This is a genomic window from Acinetobacter sp. TW_SC_4 (genome assembly GCF_054861205.1).
Genome location: NZ_CM142174.1, coordinates 1,721,824 through 1,740,759, shown reverse-complemented (window position 1 = coordinate 1,740,759; position 18,936 = coordinate 1,721,824). Strand labels below are relative to the sequence as shown.

At 44.0% G+C, this 18,936-nt stretch carries 15 protein-coding genes, 2 tRNA genes, 2 rRNA genes and 1 pseudogene; 15 read left to right on the top strand and 5 right to left on the bottom strand.

What is annotated here, in order from left to right; genetic code table 11:
• The first annotated feature begins 92 nt into the window (after nucleotides 1-92).
• The 5 genes from ACWM1W_RS08335 to trpB all read left to right on the top strand — a co-directional run bounded on the left by ACWM1W_RS08335 (nucleotide 93) and on the right by trpB (nucleotide 4,190).
• Nucleotides 93-398, top strand: coding sequence for a YcgL domain-containing protein (locus tag ACWM1W_RS08335; protein ID WP_341256479.1), 306 nt, complete (start codon nucleotides 93-95; stop codon nucleotides 396-398).
• Nucleotides 399-419: 21 nt separating this feature from the next.
• Complete coding sequence (locus ACWM1W_RS08330) at nucleotides 420-803, top strand: hypothetical protein (RefSeq protein WP_180003755.1); 384 nt, start codon at nucleotides 420-422, stop codon at nucleotides 801-803.
• Nucleotides 804-824: 21 nt separating this feature from the next.
• Nucleotides 825-1,676: an AAA family ATPase gene (locus tag ACWM1W_RS08325; protein ID WP_104426039.1), complete on the top strand. Its 852-nt coding sequence runs from the start codon at nucleotides 825-827 to the stop codon at nucleotides 1,674-1,676.
• A gap of 13 nt (nucleotides 1,677-1,689) precedes the next feature.
• Nucleotides 1,690-2,877 (top strand): vWA domain-containing protein, encoded by a 1,188-nt coding sequence (locus ACWM1W_RS08320; protein ID WP_180003757.1) that lies wholly within the window; start codon nucleotides 1,690-1,692, stop codon nucleotides 2,875-2,877.
• A 107-nt stretch (nucleotides 2,878-2,984) separates the two neighbouring features.
• On the top strand, nucleotides 2,985-4,190 hold the full coding sequence (trpB, locus tag ACWM1W_RS08315) for a tryptophan synthase subunit beta (protein ID WP_375725869.1): 1,206 nt from the start codon (nucleotides 2,985-2,987) through the stop codon (nucleotides 4,188-4,190).
• 140 nt (nucleotides 4,191-4,330) lie between these two features.
• Here trpB and ACWM1W_RS08310 read toward each other — a convergent pair whose 3' ends face one another.
• The 3 genes from ACWM1W_RS08310 to ACWM1W_RS08300 form a co-directional block, all read right to left on the bottom strand.
• A complete protein-coding gene (locus ACWM1W_RS08310; RefSeq protein ID WP_313660819.1) occupies nucleotides 4,331-4,762 on the bottom strand; it encodes a CBS domain-containing protein in 432 nt (143 codons plus the stop codon).
• A gap of 100 nt (nucleotides 4,763-4,862) precedes the next feature.
• Complete coding sequence (locus ACWM1W_RS08305) at nucleotides 4,863-5,237, bottom strand: DUF2750 domain-containing protein (RefSeq protein WP_034171083.1); 375 nt, start codon at nucleotides 5,235-5,237, stop codon at nucleotides 4,863-4,865.
• A 156-nt stretch (nucleotides 5,238-5,393) separates the two neighbouring features.
• Complete coding sequence (locus tag ACWM1W_RS08300; protein ID WP_312331263.1) at nucleotides 5,394-5,627, bottom strand: SEL1-like repeat protein; 234 nt, start codon at nucleotides 5,625-5,627, stop codon at nucleotides 5,394-5,396.
• A 220-nt stretch (nucleotides 5,628-5,847) separates the two neighbouring features.
• Between ACWM1W_RS08300 and ACWM1W_RS08295 the strand changes: the two genes are divergently transcribed.
• Nucleotides 5,848-6,210: a hypothetical protein gene (locus ACWM1W_RS08295; protein ID WP_081402667.1), complete on the top strand. Its 363-nt coding sequence runs from the start codon at nucleotides 5,848-5,850 to the stop codon at nucleotides 6,208-6,210.
• A gap of 104 nt (nucleotides 6,211-6,314) precedes the next feature.
• Nucleotides 6,315-6,638 carry a hypothetical protein gene (locus tag ACWM1W_RS08290; protein ID WP_375725870.1) on the top strand — a complete coding sequence of 108 codons (324 nt, stop codon included), beginning with the start codon at nucleotides 6,315-6,317 and terminating at the stop codon, nucleotides 6,636-6,638.
• Here the strand turns inward: ACWM1W_RS08290 and ACWM1W_RS08285 are convergent.
• Nucleotides 6,562-8,139 carry a M16 family metallopeptidase gene (locus ACWM1W_RS08285; RefSeq protein WP_171248469.1) on the bottom strand — a complete coding sequence of 526 codons (1,578 nt, stop codon included), beginning with the start codon at nucleotides 8,137-8,139 and terminating at the stop codon, nucleotides 6,562-6,564. The genes ACWM1W_RS08290 and ACWM1W_RS08285 overlap by 77 nt on opposite strands.
• 11 nt (nucleotides 8,140-8,150) lie before the next feature.
• Nucleotides 8,151-9,491 carry a M16 family metallopeptidase gene (locus ACWM1W_RS08280; RefSeq protein ID WP_375725873.1) on the bottom strand — a complete coding sequence of 447 codons (1,341 nt, stop codon included), beginning with the start codon at nucleotides 9,489-9,491 and terminating at the stop codon, nucleotides 8,151-8,153.
• Nucleotides 9,492-9,723: 232 nt separating this feature from the next.
• Between ACWM1W_RS08280 and ftsY the strand changes: the two genes are divergently transcribed.
• From ftsY to ACWM1W_RS08240, 8 genes and pseudogenes are all read left to right on the top strand, one after another.
• A complete protein-coding gene (gene ftsY, locus ACWM1W_RS08275; RefSeq protein WP_034171087.1) occupies nucleotides 9,724-10,827 on the top strand; it encodes a signal recognition particle-docking protein FtsY in 1,104 nt (367 codons plus the stop codon).
• Between the two features lie 180 nt (nucleotides 10,828-11,007).
• Nucleotides 11,008-11,697 (top strand): annotated as a pseudogene (locus ACWM1W_RS08270) (nitroreductase family protein).
• A gap of 180 nt (nucleotides 11,698-11,877) precedes the next feature.
• Nucleotides 11,878-12,471, top strand: coding sequence for a nitroreductase family protein (locus ACWM1W_RS08265; RefSeq protein WP_034171088.1), 594 nt, complete (start codon nucleotides 11,878-11,880; stop codon nucleotides 12,469-12,471).
• A 194-nt stretch (nucleotides 12,472-12,665) separates the two neighbouring features.
• Nucleotides 12,666-13,331: a DUF2057 domain-containing protein gene (locus ACWM1W_RS08260; protein WP_034171089.1), complete on the top strand. Its 666-nt coding sequence runs from the start codon at nucleotides 12,666-12,668 to the stop codon at nucleotides 13,329-13,331.
• A gap of 478 nt (nucleotides 13,332-13,809) precedes the next feature.
• Nucleotides 13,810-15,347: ribosomal RNA gene (locus ACWM1W_RS08255) — 16S ribosomal RNA — on the top strand.
• A 61-nt stretch (nucleotides 15,348-15,408) separates the two neighbouring features.
• Nucleotides 15,409-15,485 (top strand) — tRNA-Ile (locus tag ACWM1W_RS08250).
• 61 nt (nucleotides 15,486-15,546) lie between these two features.
• Nucleotides 15,547-15,622: transfer RNA gene (locus tag ACWM1W_RS08245), tRNA-Ala, on the top strand.
• 379 nt (nucleotides 15,623-16,001) lie between these two features.
• A 23S ribosomal RNA gene (locus ACWM1W_RS08240) occupies nucleotides 16,002-18,893 on the top strand.
• Together the 16S and 23S rRNA genes with 2 tRNA genes alongside form the textbook arrangement of a ribosomal RNA operon.
• Nucleotides 18,894-18,936 lie beyond the last annotated feature (43 nt).

The window sequence follows — 18,936 nt, the reverse complement described above, 5'->3', positions numbered from 1 at the left end:
AAATCACGACTGATGCATTTGAAGCGGCTAATGTTTCTGTCGTTTTTTTGATGTATCCTTGCGATTGTTTTTTCAGAAAAGTCGTTTGAAACATGCAAGTGTCTATCTACAAATCTAGCAAAAAAGATGAAATGTATCTTTATGTGGCGCGTCCTGCAGATGAGAACGAAGCCGAAACATTTGAACCACTAGAGGTATTGGCTGAACCGATACGTGTGGCGTTTGGTCGTGCGACTTTTGTTATGCATCTTGAATTGAGTGAATCGCGTAAACTGGCACGTGCTAATGTTTTACATGTGATGGATTCAATTTCTACCCGTGGTTTCTTCCTGCAAATGCCACCAGAAGGTTTGATTAACCCGAATGCACCAGCGCCAGAAGGTCTTCGTGGGGCTTAAGCTCAGTTCAGGAGTTGTGAAATGAATGGTTTTGTAGCTGTATTGGACTCAATTCCTGACCAGAGTATTGCGTTTGCAGTGTATCTGCTGGGCAGTCTGATTGCGTTAGCCTGCTGGTATGGCGTGACCAAGCGCATGCCAAAGGCAATGGGCGGTTTTTTATGGCTATTGGCCTTTGCCGTGCTGTTGACCCCAACCGTTTCTGAAGGCAGTAATGCTTCAGTTGCACCTGCTATTTTCGGGCTGCTGTTTGGTATTCTGACCAAGGAATATGAACTCGTTTGGATTAATGCGTCACTTATTTTATTTGTCATTGGTATCGGGTCTGTGATTGGCTATTGCTGGTCGACCTATGCATCCAGTAAAACGGGTCTTGGGTCAAACAAGAAAAGTTCACCGCTGTAAATAAAAAAATAAGGTTCAATCATGTCTGCTGATATTCAACAATTCTCAGGTACGGATCAGTACATTGCCACTGACAGTTTAAAACTGGCTGTGAAAGCTGCGCGTAGTTTGCAAAAACCCTTGCTGGTCAAAGGTGAGCCGGGTACAGGTAAAACCCTGTTGGCTGAACAGGTGGCACAAAGTCTGGGATTGAAGCTGATTACCTGGCATATTAAGTCAACGACCAAGGCACAGCAGGGCCTGTATGAATATGATGCGGTATCACGCTTACGTGATAGTCAGTTAGGTGATGATCGCGTTTATGACATCAAGAACTACATCAAGCCGGGTAAACTCTGGGAAGCGTTTACTAGTGAAGAACGCTGTGTGTTACTGATTGATGAGATCGATAAAGCAGACATCGAGTTCCCAAATGACTTGCTGCATGAACTCGACAAGATGTCTTTCTTCGTTTATGAAACGGGTGAAACCATTACTGCGACCCAGCGTCCGATTGTCATCATCACTTCAAATAACGAGAAAGAACTTCCAGATGCCTTCTTGCGCCGTTGTTTCTTCCACTATATCGAGTTTCCGGATGAAGCGACCATGCGTGAAATTATCGATGTACATTTTGAGAATATTTCAGCAACGCTTGTGAATGAAGCTCTGCAAGTCTTCTTCAAGTTACGCCAGATTCCAGGCTTGAAAAAACCACCTTCAACTTCTGAACTGATCGACTGGTTAAGTCTGTTAATGGCAGATGATATGCCGGAAGACATTTTAAGAAATACCGACAAGTCCAAAGCGATCCCACCTTTGTACGGTGCGCTGATCAAAAATGAGCAGGATGTACAACTGCTTGAACGTCTAGCCTTTATGTCGCGTCGCTAAGGGAGAAACACGCATGTTTGTGCGATTGTTTTATACCCTCAGAAAATATGGCGTACCAGTTTCCACCCGTGAGCTGATTGATCTGAATCAGGCGGTGGCGGCAGGCGTGGTTTTTGCCGATCAGGACGAGTTCTATCAGCTTGCTAAAACTGTGATGGTCAAAGACGAGCGCTACTTCGACAAGTTCGATCGTGCCATGAAAGACTACTTTGATGGTATCGCGACCTTTGATCTGGATGAACTGCTGAATCAGGTGCATAAACTGCCTAAAGACTGGTTTGATCTGGAACTTCTAGAAAAGCACTTAACCCCTGAACAGCGTGAAGAACTGAAAAAAGCCGGGTCGCTGGAAGAACTGATGAAAATGCTGGAAGAGCGCTTGCGTGAACAGCATAAAAAACATCAGGGCGGGAATAAGATGATTGGTACTGGTGGCACATCGCCATTTGGTGCCTATGGTGATCATCCTGAAGGTGTGCGCATTGGCGGGCCGGGGCGTAAACGTTCCGCCGTCAAAGTCTGGGAACAGCGTCAATACCGTAATCTGGATGATGATCAGATTCTTGGTAGTCGTCAGATGCAGATGGCACTGCGCCGTTTGCGTAAGTTCGCCCGTCAGGGTGCGGCTGAAGAGCTAGATATTGATAGCACTATTCGTGAAACCGCCAAACAGGGCATCTTGGATGTTCAGCTGGTACCAGAGCGACGTAACCGCATTAAAGTTTTAATGCTGTTTGATATCGGCGGATCGATGGATGCGCATATCGCTCAGTGTGAAAAACTGTTTAGCGCAGCCAAGACCGAATTTAAGACTCTGGAATATTTCTATTTCCATAATTGTCTATACGACTATGTCTGGAAAGATAATGTCCGTCGTTCCAGCTCGCGCATGAATACCTGGGATCTGTTCAATACCTATGGACGGGATTACCGAGTGATTGTAGTGGGTGATGCCAGCATGGCACCCTATGAGTTGAACTCCGTCGGTGGTTCGGTCGAATATATGAATGATGAGGCAGGACAGGTCTGGTTACAGCGTCTGCGTCAGCATTTTGATAAAACCGCCTGGCTCAATCCTGAAGAAGAAAAATACTGGCATTACACGCATACTATTGGCCTGATTAAGCAAATCTTTGAAGATCATATGTTTCCAATGACCTTAAAAGGTATTGAGGATATGACCAAATATCTGGCGCGTTGATTCCATTTATCTATAAGTGACTTTATCTATAGTTATTAGTGCTTTAAAACGAATTATTCTAGTATAAAGTCACTTGTTATACCTTATTCCAATATTCAGGAATTATTATGGTTCATCAAATTAATGGTATTGCGTTGCCCAACGAAGAGGGTTTCTTTGGTCAATATGGCGGTCAGTTCATTCCACCAGAGCTAAAACAGGCCATGGATGACATCAATGTTGCCTATCAGGAAATCCGTCAAACTGAAGAATTTCAGAATGAATTAAAAGACCTGTTTGCTAACTATGTCGGCCGTCCTAGCCCTTTGTTTCATGCTAAACGCCTTTCTGATCAGTTAGGTGGAGCACAGATCTATTTAAAACGTGAAGACCTGAATCATACCGGTGCACATAAAATCAATCACTGTCTGGGTGAAGCACTGCTGGCGAAATATATGGGTAAAACCAAAGTGATTGCAGAAACCGGTGCAGGTCAGCATGGTGTGGCATTAGCCACTGCATGTGCTTTGGTGGGTATTCCATGTGAAATTCATATGGGCCAGGTGGATATCGAAAAAGAACATCCAAACGTCGTAAAGATGAAAATCTTGGGTGCTAAGCTGATTTCTGTGACTCGTGGTACAGCAACCCTTAAAGATGCAGTCGACAGTGCTTTTGAAGAATACTTGAAAGATCCGAAAAACTATATCTATGCGATTGGTTCGGTGGTAGGACCGCATCCATTCCCAATGATGGTGCGTGATTTCCAGTCCATTATTGGCGATGAAATCAAGGTTCAAACCAATGAACGCTTCGGTGCAAACCCAGACTATGTGGTGGCATGTGTGGGTGGTGGTTCAAATGCCATGGGTGCATTCACGGCATTCCTGAATGATCCAGACGTGAAACTGGTAGGGGTAGAACCTGCTGGTCATGGCCTAAATACTGATAAGCATTCCGCAACGCTGACTTTGGGTAAACCAAGCCAGTTGCATGGTATGGCATGTTATGTGCTTGAAGATGAGCAGGGTGAACCTTTACCTGTGCATTCGATTGCTTCTGGCCTGGATTATCCAGGCGTAGGGCCACAGCACAGCCTGCTTAAAGATCTGGGTCGTGTGGAATACACTACGGCAACAGATCAGGAGTGTCTGGATGCCTTTATGACCCTGTCACGCGTTGAGGGAATTGTGCCAGCATTAGAAAGTTCACATGCAATGGCTTGGGCAATTCGTGAAGCGGGTAAATTACCTAAAGAGACTAAGATTGTAGTGAATCTTTCAGGGCGTGGTGATAAAGACTCTGATTATGTCGCAGAGAAACTCGGTCTTTAATTTGATTTATAGTCATAATCAAAAAAATCCCAGTCTTAAGACTGGGATTTTTTATATCTGATCTGGTTTTGATATTGCATTGTTATTTGTTTGTAATGACATTTTGGAATTTAATTCACGTATTGAAATAAGAAAGAATTTTAGCCTGAAATATATTGTTGTAACTGATCAATCAGCTTACGTTGATCTTCCATTGCAGCTTTGACCAAGTCACCAATCGAAATCAGACCAATCAGTTTGTCATTTTCAACTACAGGTAAGTGACGTAAATGGCGGTCAGTCATTAATCCTAAGCAGTCTTCAACAGAAGTTGCAGAAGTCACGGTTATGACTTTGGGTGTCATAATTTCATTGACCGTGGTATCAAAAGAGGTTCTTTGCATCAATGCGATTTTACGGGTGTAATCACGCTCTGACAAAATGCCGACCACACTGTCTTCGTAGGTAACGACCAGCGCCCCAATTCCTTTTTCTGCCATCAGGCTAATTGCTTCTAAAACTGTAGAGTCTGGACGGATGGTATAAACTGCCTGATGTACTTTATCACCGAGCACTTGTGCTACGTTGGTCATTCTATTGAGTCCTTTTTAACTAATTATTATTAGTCCTAGAGTATGTATCCAACTGAACATCTCTAGGTGTCTATTTTATGTCTTTATAAATAACATGTTTTTAGGCGAAGTGCAGTCTTTGTTGTGAAAAAAACAGGTGGCGCATCTGTGGAATGGATAACTTTAGTTTAGTGCCATTACCGCTACATAAAGTAGGTGTCACGGCTAATCGGGACAGTGTAGGTAATAAGTTGTTTTCAAAATCTTCGGGGTTGATTCTACGTGGTACATAACCTGGCCAATGTTCCTTGGCATAATTTTTAGCATCCAGAGAATTAAGCCAGAATGGAAAAATATAATCTTCCTGATCGCGCATCATCGCCCAACCCTGATGATAGACGCCCCACAAAACGCCACAATACATCATGGATTTGAGGATGGTGAGCCTCAAAAGAAAGTTTTTACATATCGGGTCGTATTGAATAATTTTTCGCATTGTCGTTAAAATAAAGTGCTATTAGAGTTCAGCTCTATTCTAGAAAGTTCCAGTGAAATTACTGTTTCAGCTTTGCAAGCAATCGTAATAAATTATGTCTTAATTGCAGTATTTCGAAAGAATGGCATAAAAAAACGTCACCGAGGTGACGTTTCTTCAAGCTTGCATGGTGGCCATGTTCTGCCAGTATTGTGCTTTGAGTGAATCTCGTTCTACACGAAAACCCTGATAATACAGTTCAGCTAAGAAGAGTGCTGCTTTACCGTGACCGGCGCGCGCTGCATCTTCTAATTGTTTTACTGCATCGACAAAGTTCATTTGCGATTGAATGGTATTCACTGCATTTGCATACAGATGTTCCAAATCATGTTGAGAGATATTCTGCATAATATAAAAACTCCTTAATTTTAATTATGATTTCGGATAGACTTTTAAGTCTAAATACAAATATAACTTAGTATTATTAAACTAATATTACAAAATAATGGAAAAGTCAACTATATCAGCTTTCCTGTTTACTTAATTTATAGTTTGTACGATCAAACTATACACAATTGGAAGTTTGGTTGGTATAGATTTTAACAATAGAACAAAAGAAAAGGAGAACAACATGATGCAAAGAACTCTTGAAGGGCTCAGTTTTGATATGCCCCCAACAGCCAGTCAGATTACAGAATTGGCGCATGTACACCGTAAAAAACTGGATGAGGCAATTTATGACAAATATACCCATCTAGGTGATTACAGTCTGGCTCAACGTAAAGAAGTTTATGATTTTACCCGCGCTCTGGACGAAACCCAGCGTGCAGAGTTTTATAGTCACTATAATGATGAATTGGTCCGAATTGCAGATGAAGATCGACTGCATCCACCTGAAGCAGAAGCCGGCTTAAGCAAGTTTGCAATTTTACTGGTTTTAGGTCTGGTGGCTATGGTCATTGCCTGGAGTGTGTACGAATTGTTGAAATCCTAACCGATTTATAGTCATATCGAGATGTGTATTTATACTGGTCATTCAATCTTTGACTTGAACTTCATGGGGCCCAGCCATACACTAGCTGCAACTTGAGGTAGTGTATGGCTATAGATAGCAAAAAATTAAGCGATTTTCTGAATAAAATTAAGCTTGAACAAATTTATAATGCGGTTGTTATTTTCATTGTGGCATTAATCTTATGCCTGGCCACATTTGCTATTTATCGTCCACTGACGACTTCCCAATTTAATTTGCTTCTGCAACTTGCAGAACAGCAGAGCTTGCCCCAAACCCAGGATATGGCTCAGACTTTGCTGCAACAGCAACGCATCCATCGCGGTCAATATCTTAAATTGATGCAGGCGTATCAGCAGGAATCTCTACGGACTCGTCAGCTTCCGCCGGTTTCTGTGGATATGCCTTAGGTATTGAAATCATATTAGGTAGTGGTGTAGAAGGATCTAACAGGTTCTGTTCCAATCGTAGTTTTAATGCTTCTTTATCCAATTCTTGACTCACCACGACCAGTGTTAAACGTTCTGGATGCAAATGTTTGCGCACGGCATTTTGCACATCTGCAGCGGTAATTTTGGCTAAACGTTCTGGATAGCGTGAAAGATAGTCGGCTTGCTCTGCATAAAAGCCCATTGTGCCTAACTGGGCATTAATCGTGGCATTGCTGCTGTAATTATTTGGAAATGCTCTTAACATCCCGGCCTTGGTTTCTTCCAGGCGCTTAGTATCAATCGGCTGATTTACAAAGTTGATAAAAGCCTGATGTGCGATCTGAATGCTATCCAGTAACTGATCTTGTCTAGTCGAATAACGGAAGCTAAATATGCCGGGTGCCTGACTAAAGCTAAATGTACTATAAGCACCATAGGTATAGCCGCGTTTTACCCTTAATTCCTGCATCAATACTGCATTAAACCCACCACCACCAAACATGCGATTGGCCACTTCCAGAGCAAGTCGATCTTCAGTAAAACGGTTTGGTCCTAAGTGGCCGAAGGTCACATGCGCTTGGGATGAGTTATAAGGCAAATGCACGATATCAAAACCCGATTTTTCTTCAGGTTCAGCTAATGCAACAGCTTTCTGTCCTTGAGGCAAATTGCCTGCAATTCGTTCAGAAAGTTCCAGTGCCTGTTTAGAACTGAGTTTGCCGGTAATGGCAATATTCATGTTTTGTGCTACCAGAAACTGGTCGCGGAATTTTTTCAGTAAATCAGCCGTAATTTTTTTGGTACTGCCAATGGTGCCGGTAATGGGTTCGGCATAAGGATGCTGGCCATACAATGCCCGATAAAACCGGATATCCATCAGTTTACTTGGATTTTCCTGAAGCTGTTTTTGTCCTACTTGAGTATTACTGAGTGCTAACTGTATACTCGAAGGCTTGAATGTGGCATTTTTGAGAACTTCCATCATCATGGCCAAAGCAGGTTCCATTTTTTTGGGATCTGATAAAGTTCTAAGGCGAACGACAAACATATCGCGATAAGCCTGCACGCTAAATTGTGCGCCTGTCGCATCAAAGACTGAAGCCACCTGTGCAGCCGTATATTTATCTGTTCCTTCGCGCATCAGTTTGGCTGCTGTGCTGGATAAACCAAATAGACCTTTAGCAATTTCCTGATCTCGTGCTGATCCGGCATTAAAGGTCAGTTGAATATCGACCATCGGCAGATCTCGGGTTTCAACAAATAGAGTGCGAACTTTGTAACGATTATTCAGGTCATGGATAAAAGGTGCCTGAAATGCCTGCTTTTGATTAATGTTTTTTAAGCTTTGCAGGAGAGGGATCGCTTGTAACTGACTGGGATTATCATTCAAATCAGGTTGGGTATCTAAATAATTTTCTGCCCAAAGGCTTGAACTGAGGCTTAAGCTGGTTAAAAGGATAAGAGAGCGAACTTTAGACATTGTAATAACCATTATTGATCTTTCTGTTCAGGCAAAAGGTAGAGCGTACTTAAATTTTCACGGACAAAATAGGCATTAGCAACCCGCTGAATGTCCTCTGCACGGACACTGTCATAATGCTGAGGCAGTTCATCCATCAGGCGGTAACTCAATCCGTTTACTTCAAGGTTTCCAATCATTTTGGCCTGTCCGCTCAGACTGTCCTGACTATAAATCAGATTTGAAATAAAGCGTGTGCTGATCCTTGCCAGTTCATACTCAGAAATAGTTTCAGTTTTTAGTAAATTAATTTCTTTCTGGATGGCCGTTTGTGCTTCTGTCAGATTTACACCTGGAGCCGGAAGTGCGGAAATACCAAACAGGCTATCTCCACGGTTATAAGGATCATAAGACACACTTACAGAAGTAAGCACTTTGCGGTCGCGAACCAGACGATCCTGCAAACGAGAAGAAATTCCGCTATCCAGCAAGCTGCGGATAATGGTTAGGGCGTAGGCATCTTGAGGATTCTTGGCGGTAGATAGAGATTTCACATTCCAGGTCATATACAGATTAGGCACCTGGACATTACTCTCAACTTCCATATGACGATAGCCTAAGCGTTCAAACTCGAGTACGTCATTACGTGATGGTGTAGGACGTGCCGGAATATCGCCAAAATATTTCTGTACCTGAACGAGAGCTTCTTGAACGTCAACATCCCCGACGATGACCAGAATGGCATTATTCGGGCTATACCAGTCTCGATACCATTTTTTAACATCACTGAGCTGAATATTATTGAGCGTTTTCATGTGACCAATCACGGGCTGACGATAGTGACTGGTGGGATAACTGATCCATCTAAATCGTTCAAATGCCTGGGCACGCGGATTATCATCAGTACGCTGACGCCGTTCTTCCATTACCACTTTAATTTCCGGATCAAAATCTTGCTGGCGTAACAAGAGGTTGTTCATGCGGTCAGATTCGAGTTCAAGCGCCATCGGAAAATAGGCTTTAGGATAGAGCTGATAATAGTTCGTGTAATTGGTAAAGGTTGCGGCATTAATACTGCCGCCATAAATCCGGCTCAGGCGGGTAAATTCATCATTGGGAACTTTGTTCGTGCCTTTAAACATCATATGTTCCAAAGCATGAGAGACACCGAGAATATTGCCGGACTCATCACTACTGCCGACTTTATACCAGATCTGTGTCATCACCATCGGAGAGCGATGATCTTCCCGGATAATGACTTTTAAGCCATTACCTAAATAGGTTTCGATGGTGGTGCGGGATAATTCACTCTGGGTTGCGGCATGTACGGGGCTAAAACCAAAACTCAGGATGAGTACTGCGACTGGAGAAATCCGCTGTTTGATGATTCTGGATAAGGAGGAGATAGCAAAAAAAGATATGGACACAAAGTCTTCCAATGAATAGATATTTGTATTTAGGATTATTTTTCAGAAATCTTGTATTGAAAGCAACCAAACACTGTTATTTTTTGGTTGTTTATTCATGGATTGGATTTCCCGCTCAAAACACTGCAAGTTATGCTAGAATTCAATTTTTTAACGCAATGCTTTTCAAGGATTCGGCATGCAACAGCAATCTAATGGGCAAAACAAATTTTTGATTGATGCTGATATCGGAGATGATGATGTCACATTACCGAGTTTACCTGCGGTTAATGTGCCGATTGTAGAAACACCAAGCGCAACTGCTGAAGTTTCTGCACCTGTGGCGACGGAAGCTCAGGAAGAAGAACCTGCTACAAAAGGCGGTTTCTTTAGCCGTATGAAAGAGGGTTTAACCAAAACTCGTAAAAATCTTGCCGATGGGATGGTCAATATCCTGATTGGTGGCAAAGAAATTGACGATGAATTATTAGAAGAAGTTGAAGAACAGCTTTTGGTTGCAGACATCGGTGTTGATGCGACTAAAACGATTATTGCCAATTTGACTGAACGTACCGCACGTGGTGACCTGATTTATTCTCACTCGCTGTATAAAGCGCTTCAGGAAGAACTGGTGGCTCTGCTGGCTCCGCGTGTAAAACCACTGCATATCGATCCAAACAAAAATCCGTATGTGATTCTGGTGGTGGGTGTAAATGGTGTAGGTAAAACCACGACCATTGGTAAACTGGCAAAACGTCTGCAAGGCGAAGGTAAAAAAGTCATGCTGGCTGCGGGTGATACTTTCCGTGCTGCTGCAACTGAGCAGTTACAGATCTGGGGTGAACGCAACAATATTGCCGTCGTAGCCCAAGGTCATGGTGCTGACTCTGCTTCAGTCATTTTTGATGCTTTCGAAAGTGCGCGTGCCAAAGGTGTGGATGTTTTAATTGCGGATACTGCAGGCCGTTTGCATAACAAAGGTCACCTGATGCAGGAATTGACCAAAGTTAAACGTGTCATGCAGAAGATTGATGCGACTGCGCCACATGAAGTGATGCTGGTGGTGGATGCCGGTACAGGGCAGAATGCCATTAATCAAGTTGAAATGTTTGATGAAGCAGTAGGTTTAACGGGTTTAACCATTACCAAGCTGGATGGTACCGCCAAAGGTGGCGTGCTGTTTAATATTGCCAGCCGTACGCATGTACCGATTCGCTTTATCGGTGTAGGTGAGAAAATTGATGACTTACGTCCATTCTCAGCAAAATCATTCGTTGCGGCATTGTTTGAAACTGAAAAATAATTAATGCGACTTGCACCACATAAACTCCGCTAAATGCGGAGTTTATTGTTTTAAAGGGTTTAAATGTTCTAAAAAGCAGCATGAAAAAAAACAGCAAATTCTGCCTACCTGAATAAACCCATTATAATTGTATGGGATTTGCCTGGTGATTGAAGTTCAGGCTATATGTAGAGGGTAGAAATGGCATTACTCAATAAAATTGGGCAGGTATTAACAAGTGACCTTACTAAGGATTTTAAATTTCCTAAAAACAGTAAAGCAGTTGAACATTTAGAATTCACTTTTGTTGAGAAATTAAAAAAGTTCCGTGGGACTTATCAGCTAGGTAAGCGTGTGCGTTATAGTCAGGCTTATCTGACCGAGCTGATTCAGGAAGCAGTGCATAGCTGTTCTTCAGCCTATAATTCACAAAGTGCACGCATTATCGTGTTATTTGCCGATTCACATCATCAATTCTGGAACATTGTGAAAGATGTTCAACGCCAGCATGTGCCGGCATCGGTCTATGAAGGGATTAGAATCAAACTGGATTAATGTGAAAATGCCTATGGCACGATTTTATTCTATGAAGATCAGAATGCTATTCAGCAATTACAGAAAAAGATTCCATTTAGTGCCGATGATTTTCCACTGTGGTCAGAGCAGACTTCCGGCATGGTACAGTTTGCTGCGTGGACTGCGCTGGCTGATTCCGGTCTGGGGGCTTCTTTACAACATTATAATGCACAGATCAATCATCCTGTAGCTGAGCATTTTAAAATTGATGAAAAATGGTTGCTACGTGCTCAGCTCTGTTTCGGTTCAATTGAAGAAGCAATAGAAGACAAAATTGAGTCTGTAAATCCAGACAGCTTCCAGGTATTTAGCTAAGACCGGCGATTTTTGAAATTAGCATGCGCTAAGGTGATTGATACAAAGTATCAACCTTAACATCTCTGAGAATGTTCTATAAATAAAACACATTGTTATCGAAATAAGACTGTTTTGGGCAGTGAAAATGCTTAGGATGATCTTATCGGTTTTTAAATCAGAATAGAACGAGGTGAGATCATGGCATTTCTAGATCATATTAAAAAACGCCGTAGTATTTATGCTATTGGGAAAAATGTCAGCCTGGATCAGGCAGAAATTGAGCACATCATTAAAGAGGCGGTGAAACATAGTCCATCATCTTTTAACTCGCAATCTTCACGCGTAGTGATTTTGTTTGGTCAATCACATGATACTTTCTGGCATATTGTGCGTGAAACTTTACGCGACTTGGTGTCAGCAGATGCTTTTGAGGCTACCAATAGCAAAATAGATGGTTTTGCGGCAGGTTGTGGAACTGCACTGTTTTATGAAGACCAGAATGTCATTAAAGGAATGCAAGAAAAATTTGCGCTATATGCAGATAATTTCCCGATCTGGTCAGAGCATGCCAGCGGTATCGCTCAGTTTGCAACCTGGACAGCTTTGGCTGAACATAATATTGGTGCATCACTACAGCACTATAATCCGATCATTGATGAAGAAGTGGCGCAAACTTTCAGTATTCCATCGAACTGGAAGCTTCGTGCTCAATTGGTATTTGGTTCAATCGAAGCCCCTCCAGGTGAAAAAACCTTTATGGATGATGCAGAACGATTTAAGACCTTTGCATAATCGATTTAGAGATGAGAAAGAAGTACTGTTAAGTACTTCTTTTTTATGTGTGATATAGCAGAAATCAGAAGATAGATAGTCTGATAAATGCTGGGTAAAGTGCTGTAGAGGCAAAGCATTTGTCATAGAATTGTCATTTGTACACGGCATAGTGCAATGAAAATTTTATATATTAACCAGAATGAGTGAGTGACATGGGTTTACGTATTACAGCAGCTGTAGTTGCATTATTGGGCAGCACATCAGCTTTTTCAGCCGTGACATTAACCGTACCTGAAGAAATCAAGATGATTGCAGTGAATGATCAGGAAGTACGTTCAGGTCTATTACGCTCAGATCAAACTTATAAACTGGATGCGGGTACGAATGCGATTAGTGTTCGTTATACTGAATTTTTCCAGCACAATGATAATTCTCATGACATTTTAAAATCTGGCGTAGTAACTGTAAAAACTCCAGAACTTAAAGATGGTGAAGCTTATAAATTGGGTTTAATTAACGCGCCTAAAAATTTTGATGAAGCGAAAAAATATAAAGATCAGCCAATTATTGGTTTATATGATGCAAAAAATCAGCTTCTGGTTCAGCAGGCAGGAGCAAAAGATGCAGCGAAACCATTACTAGGGCAAAGTATTTTAGGAAAATCTGTGGATTTGACAACGAATAAAGTTGTAACTCCAACAAATCAGCCGGCAGCGGTCTACACTCAAACTGCAAGCACACCGAATGTGGCTACAGCAAACGTTCGGGAAAATGCATCAGTTGGTCAGCTTGATCAGCAATTAATTCAGTTGTGGAAACAGGCATCTAAAGCTGAACGACAAAAATTTATGAATTGGCTTGGCGAGCAGGTAAATTAAAATTTATTGTTCAATAATAAAAGGGATCGTATGCAACGATCCCTTTTAATAAAAACTAAACCAGTAGAAATTCACATTTGCTTAAACTTTTAGGCTAAAAATAACTGGAAAAAAGCATTAAAACTGCTAAAAATAGCAGTTTAGATTAAAAAATAAACGTACGATACGCTTTTTTGAATATTTTTAAGAAAAGCTCTTGCACTGGTTCTGAAACTGTATAGAATACGCAGCACACCAACGCAATGCATGAAACAAAACGTTAAGTGATTGGGTTGGAGCTTAAAACTGACGAGGTTTTAAGTAAGATCATTAAGAGATTATGAAGAACAACTTGTGTGGATTTTTACTGGTTGATTGATCGAAATTATTTTCATTGATTGATTGGTTTGAATTACTCGAAGTTTATTTGAGCGAAATTTAAGTCAGGAAATTGATGAGCCAAGTTTAAGAGTTTTACTTATAAAACTCGAAATGATTTTAACTGAAGAGTTTGATCATGGCTCAGATTGAACGCTGGCGGCAGGCTTAACACATGCAAGTCGAGCGGGGATAGGGTGCTTGCACCTGATTCCTAGCGGCGGACGGGTGAGTAATGCTTAGGAATCTGCCTATTAGTGGGGGACAACGTTCCGAAAGGGACGCTAATACCGCATACGTCCTACGGGAGAAAGCAGGGGATCTTCGGACCTTGCGCTAATAGATGAGCCTAAGTCGGATTAGCTAGTTGGTGGGGTAAAGGCCTACCAAGGCGACGATCTGTAGCGGGTCTGAGAGGATGATCCGCCACACTGGGACTGAGACACGGCCCAGACTCCTACGGGAGGCAGCAGTGGGGAATATTGGACAATGGGGGGAACCCTGATCCAGCCATGCCGCGTGTGTGAAGAAGGCCTTTTGGTTGTAAAGCACTTTAAGCGAGGAGGAGGCTTACCTGGTTAATACCTGGGATAAGTGGACGTTACTCGCAGAATAAGCACCGGCTAACTCTGTGCCAGCAGCCGCGGTAATACAGAGGGTGCAAGCGTTAATCGGATTTACTGGGCGTAAAGCGCGCGTAGGTGGCTAATTAAGTCAAATGTGAAATCCCCGAGCTTAACTTGGGAATTGCATTCGATACTGGTTAGCTAGAGTATGGGAGAGGATGGTAGAATTCCAGGTGTAGCGGTGAAATGCGTAGAGATCTGGAGGAATACCGATGGCGAAGGCAGCCATCTGGCCTAATACTGACACTGAGGTGCGAAAGCATGGGGAGCAAACAGGATTAGATACCCTGGTAGTCCATGCCGTAAACGATGTCTACTAGCCGTTGGGGCCCTTGAGGCTTTAGTGGCGCAGCTAACGCGATAAGTAGACCGCCTGGGGAGTACGGTCGCAAGACTAAAACTCAAATGAATTGACGGGGGCCCGCACAAGCGGTGGAGCATGTGGTTTAATTCGATGCAACGCGAAGAACCTTACCTGGCCTTGACATACAGAGAACTTTCCAGAGATGGATTGGTGCCTTCGGGAACTCTGATACAGGTGCTGCATGGCTGTCGTCAGCTCGTGTCGTGAGATGTTGGGTTAAGTCCCGCAACGAGCGCAACCCTTTTCCTTATTTGCCAGCACTTTGGGTGGGAACTTTAAGGATACTGCCAGTGACAAACTGGAGGAAGGCGGGGACGACGTCAAGTCATCATGGCCCTTACGGCCAGGGCTACACACGTGCTACAATGGTCGGTACAAAGGGTTGCTACTGCGCGAGCAGATGCTAATCTCAAAAAGCCGATCGTAGTCCGGATCGCAGTCTGCAACTCGACTGCGTGAAGTCGGAATCGCTAGTAATCGCGGATCAGAATGCCGCGGTGAATACGTTCCCGGGCCTTGTACACACCGCCCGTCACACCATGGGAGTTTGTTGCACCAGAAGTAGCTAGCCTAACTGCAAAGAGGGCGGTTACCACGGTGTGGCCGATGACTGGGGTGAAGTCGTAACAAGGTAGCCGTAGGGGAACCTGCGGCTGGATCACCTCCTTAACGAAAGATTGACGATTGGTAAGAATCCACAACAAGTTGTTCTTCATGACGATGTATCTGAGGGTCTGTAGCTCAGTTGGTTAGAGCACACGCTTGATAAGCGTGGGGTCACAAGTTCAAGTCTTGTCAGACCCACCACTAACGACAAGCAAGCAATTGCAGAGTGAAGAAATCAGAGACATTGACTTATTGATAAGCTGGGGACTTAGCTTAGTTGGTAGAGCGCCTGCTTTGCACGCAGGAGGTCAGGAGTTCGACTCTCCTAGTCTCCACCACTCATTGCGATGCAATGAGTTAAACATTAAGCAAACGGTTTGATAGCTTATAGAGCTTAGTAAGAAAGCGGCGTATAATACGCGGCATTGTTATTAAGCTCTGTGATTTATCACAGTAATGCAGTCCGACGAGGATGCATTAAATCATTAACAGAATATATTTGAGTTGAAATAATTTGTTCATACTCATACAAGAGCGGAAACAAGAGATCGCAAGATTGATTGTTGAAGTGATTGAATGAGAACTAGCGAAATTAACTGAATCAAGCGTTTTGGTATATGAATCTAATTGAAGCTGTACAGTGATTAAGTTCACAAGATCGCAAACAACTACGTTGCTACACTGACTTGTAGGTGTAACGACTGTTTGGGGTTGTATAGTCAAGTAATTAAGTGCATGTGGTGGATGCCTTGGCAGTCAGAGGCGAAGAAAGACGTGATAGCCTGCGAAAAGCTCCGGGGAGGCGGCAAATATCCTGTGATCCGGAGATGTCTGAATGGGGAAACCCACCGGCTATAAGGTCGGTATCATAAACTGAATACATAGGTTTATGAGGCGAACGCGGAGAAGTGAAACATCTCAGTATCCGTAGGAAAAGAAATCAATTGAGATTCCCTCAGTAGCGGCGAGCGAAAGGGGAACAGCCCATTAAGTCATATCAGTTTTAGTGGAATGCTCTGGGAAGTGCAACCATAGTGGGTGATAGTCCTGTACACGAAAGGGCTGATATGATGATGTCGAGTAGGGCGAGGCACGTGAAACCTTGTCTGAATATAGGGGGACCATCCTCTAAGGCTAAATACTCCTGACTGACCGATAGTGAACCAGTACCGTGAGGGAAAGGCGAAAAGAACCCCTGTGAGGGGAGTGAAATAGATCCTGAAACCGCATGCATACAAGCAGTGGGAGCCACTTTGTGTGGTGACTGCGTACCTTTTGTATAATGGGTCAGCGACTTATATTCAGTAGCGAGGTTAACCGCATAGGGGAGCCGTAGAGAAATCGAGTCTTAATAGGGCGTTTAGTTGCTGGGTATAGACCCGAAACCGGGTGATCTATCCATGAGCAGGTTGAAGGTTGGGTAACACTAACTGGAGGACCGAACCCACTGTCGTTGAAAAGCCAGGGGATGACTTGTGGATAGGGGTGAAAGGCTAATCAAACTCGGTGATAGCTGGTTCTCCCCGAAAGCTATTTAGGTAGCGCCTCGGACGAATACCATTGGGGGTAGAGCACTGTTTCGGCTAGGGGGTCATCCCGACTTACCAAACCGATGCAAACTCCGAATACCAATGAGTACTATCCGGGAGACAGACTGCGGGTGCTAACGTCCGTAGTCAAGAGGAAAACAATCCAGACCGCCAGCTAAGGTCCCTAAATCATAGTTAAGTGGGAAACGATGTGGGAAGGCATAGACAGCTAGGAGGTTGGCTTAGAAGCAGCCACCCTTTAAAGAAAGCGTAATAGCTCACTAGTCGAGTCGGCCTGCGCGGAAGATGTAACGGGGCTAAAACTATGTACCGAAGCTGCGGATTTGCAATTTATTGCAAGTGGTAGGGGAGCGTTCTGTAAGCCGATGAAGGTGGATTGAGAAGTCTGCTGGAGGTATCAGAAGTGCGAATGCTGACGTGAGTAACGACAAAACGGGTGAAAAACCCGTTCGCTGAAAGACCAAGGGTTCCAGTCCAACGTTAATCGGGGCTGGGTGAGTCGACCCCTAAGGCGAGGCCGAGAGGCGTAGTCGATGGGAAATTGGTTAATATTCCAATACTTCAGTGTAATGCGATGAGAGGACGGAGAAGGTTAAGTCAGCCTGGCGTTGGTTGTCCAGGTGGAAGACAGTAGGCATGCATCTTAGGCAAATCCGGGGTGCTCTATGCTGAGAGTTGATAGCAAGCCAGTTTACTGGTGAAGTGGCTGATACCATACTTCCAGGAAAAGTCTCTAAGCTTCAGTTACACTGGAATCGTACCCGAAACCGACACAGGTGGTCAGGTCGAGTAGACCAAAGCGCTTGAGAGAACTCTGCTGAAGGAACTAGGCAAAATGGTACCGTAACTTCGGGAGAAGGTACGCTGCCGGCGGTGATAGGACTTGCTCCTTGAGCTGTTGGCAGCCTCAGAAACCAGGCCGCTGCAACTGTTTATTAAAAACATAGCACTCTGCAAACACGAAAGTGGACGTATAGGGTGTGATGCCTGCCCGGTGCTGGAAGGTTAATTGATGGGGTTAGCGTAAGCGAAGCTCTTGATCGAAGCCCCAGTAAACGGCGGCCGTAACTATAACGGTCCTAAGGTAGCGAAATTCCTTGTCGGGTAAGTTCCGACCTGCACGAATGGCATAATGATGGCGGCGCTGTCTCCAGCAGAGGCTCAGTGAAATCGAATTCGCCGTGAAGATGCGGTGTACCCGCGGCTAGACGGAAAGACCCCGTGAACCTTTACTGCAGCTTGACATTGAACTTTGATCTTACTTGTGTAGGATAGGTGGGAGGCTTTGAAGTGGTGACGCTAGTTGCCATGGAGCCGTCCTTGAAATACCACCCTGGTAATATTGAGGTTCTAACTCTGCTCCCTGATCGGGAGCGAGGACCATGTCTGGTGGGTAGTTTGACTGGGGCGGTCTCCTCCTAAAGAGTAACGGAGGAGTACGAAGGTGCGCTCAGCGTGGTCGGAAATCACGCGTAGAGTATAAAGGCAAAAGCGCGCTTAACTGCGAGACCCACAAGTCGAGCAGGTACGAAAGTAGGTCTTAGTGATCCGGTGGTTCTGTATGGAAGGGCCATCGCTCAACGGATAAAAGGTACTCTGGGGATAACAGGCTGATACCGCCCAAGAGTTCATATCGACGGCGGTGTTTGGCACCTCGATGTCGGCTCATCTCATCCTGGGGCTGAAGCAGGTCCCAAGGGTATGGCTGTTCGCCATTTAAAGAGGTACGCGAGCTGGGTTTAGAACGTCGTGAGACAGTTCGGTCCCTATCTACCGTGGGCGCTGGAAATTTGAGAGGATCTGCTCCTAGTACGAGAGGACCAGAGTGGACGAACCTCTGGTGTACCGGTTGTGACGCCAGTCGCATCGCCGGGTAGCTATGTTCGGAAGGGATAACCGCTGAAAGCATCTAAGCGGGAAGCCTACCTCAAGATAAGATTTCCCCGAGACTTTATGTCTCCTAAAGAGCCGTTGAAGACTACGACGTTGATAGGTTGGATGTGGAAGCATAGCGATATGTGAAGCTGACCAATACTAATTGCTCGTGAGGCTTGACTATACAACACCCAAGCAGTTGTATATAAAGCGTCAATTGATTTCAT

What these genes read in the sequence shown, in the direction of transcription:
- ACWM1W_RS08335 (WP_341256479.1), top strand. Translation starts at nt 93, where the DNA reads ATGCAAGTGTCTATCTACAAATCTAGCAAAAAAGATGAAATGTATCTT.
- ACWM1W_RS08330 (WP_180003755.1), top strand. Translation starts at nt 420, where the DNA reads ATGAATGGTTTTGTAGCTGTATTGGACTCAATTCCTGACCAGAGTATT.
- ACWM1W_RS08325 (WP_104426039.1), top strand. Translation starts at nt 825, where the DNA reads ATGTCTGCTGATATTCAACAATTCTCAGGTACGGATCAGTACATTGCC.
- ACWM1W_RS08320 (WP_180003757.1), top strand. Translation starts at nt 1,690, where the DNA reads ATGTTTGTGCGATTGTTTTATACCCTCAGAAAATATGGCGTACCAGTT.
- trpB (WP_375725869.1), top strand. Translation starts at nt 2,985, where the DNA reads ATGGTTCATCAAATTAATGGTATTGCGTTGCCCAACGAAGAGGGTTTC.
- ACWM1W_RS08310 (WP_313660819.1), bottom strand. Translation starts at nt 4,762, where the DNA reads ATGACCAACGTAGCACAAGTGCTCGGTGATAAAGTACATCAGGCAGTT.
- ACWM1W_RS08305 (WP_034171083.1), bottom strand. Translation starts at nt 5,237, where the DNA reads ATGCGAAAAATTATTCAATACGACCCGATATGTAAAAACTTTCTTTTG.
- ACWM1W_RS08295 (WP_081402667.1), top strand. Translation starts at nt 5,848, where the DNA reads ATGATGCAAAGAACTCTTGAAGGGCTCAGTTTTGATATGCCCCCAACA.
- ACWM1W_RS08290 (WP_375725870.1), top strand. Translation starts at nt 6,315, where the DNA reads ATGGCTATAGATAGCAAAAAATTAAGCGATTTTCTGAATAAAATTAAG.
- ACWM1W_RS08285 (WP_171248469.1), bottom strand. Translation starts at nt 8,139, where the DNA reads ATGTCTAAAGTTCGCTCTCTTATCCTTTTAACCAGCTTAAGCCTCAGT.
- ftsY (WP_034171087.1), top strand. Translation starts at nt 9,724, where the DNA reads ATGCAACAGCAATCTAATGGGCAAAACAAATTTTTGATTGATGCTGAT.
- ACWM1W_RS08265 (WP_034171088.1), top strand. Translation starts at nt 11,878, where the DNA reads ATGGCATTTCTAGATCATATTAAAAAACGCCGTAGTATTTATGCTATT.
- ACWM1W_RS08260 (WP_034171089.1), top strand. Translation starts at nt 12,666, where the DNA reads ATGGGTTTACGTATTACAGCAGCTGTAGTTGCATTATTGGGCAGCACA.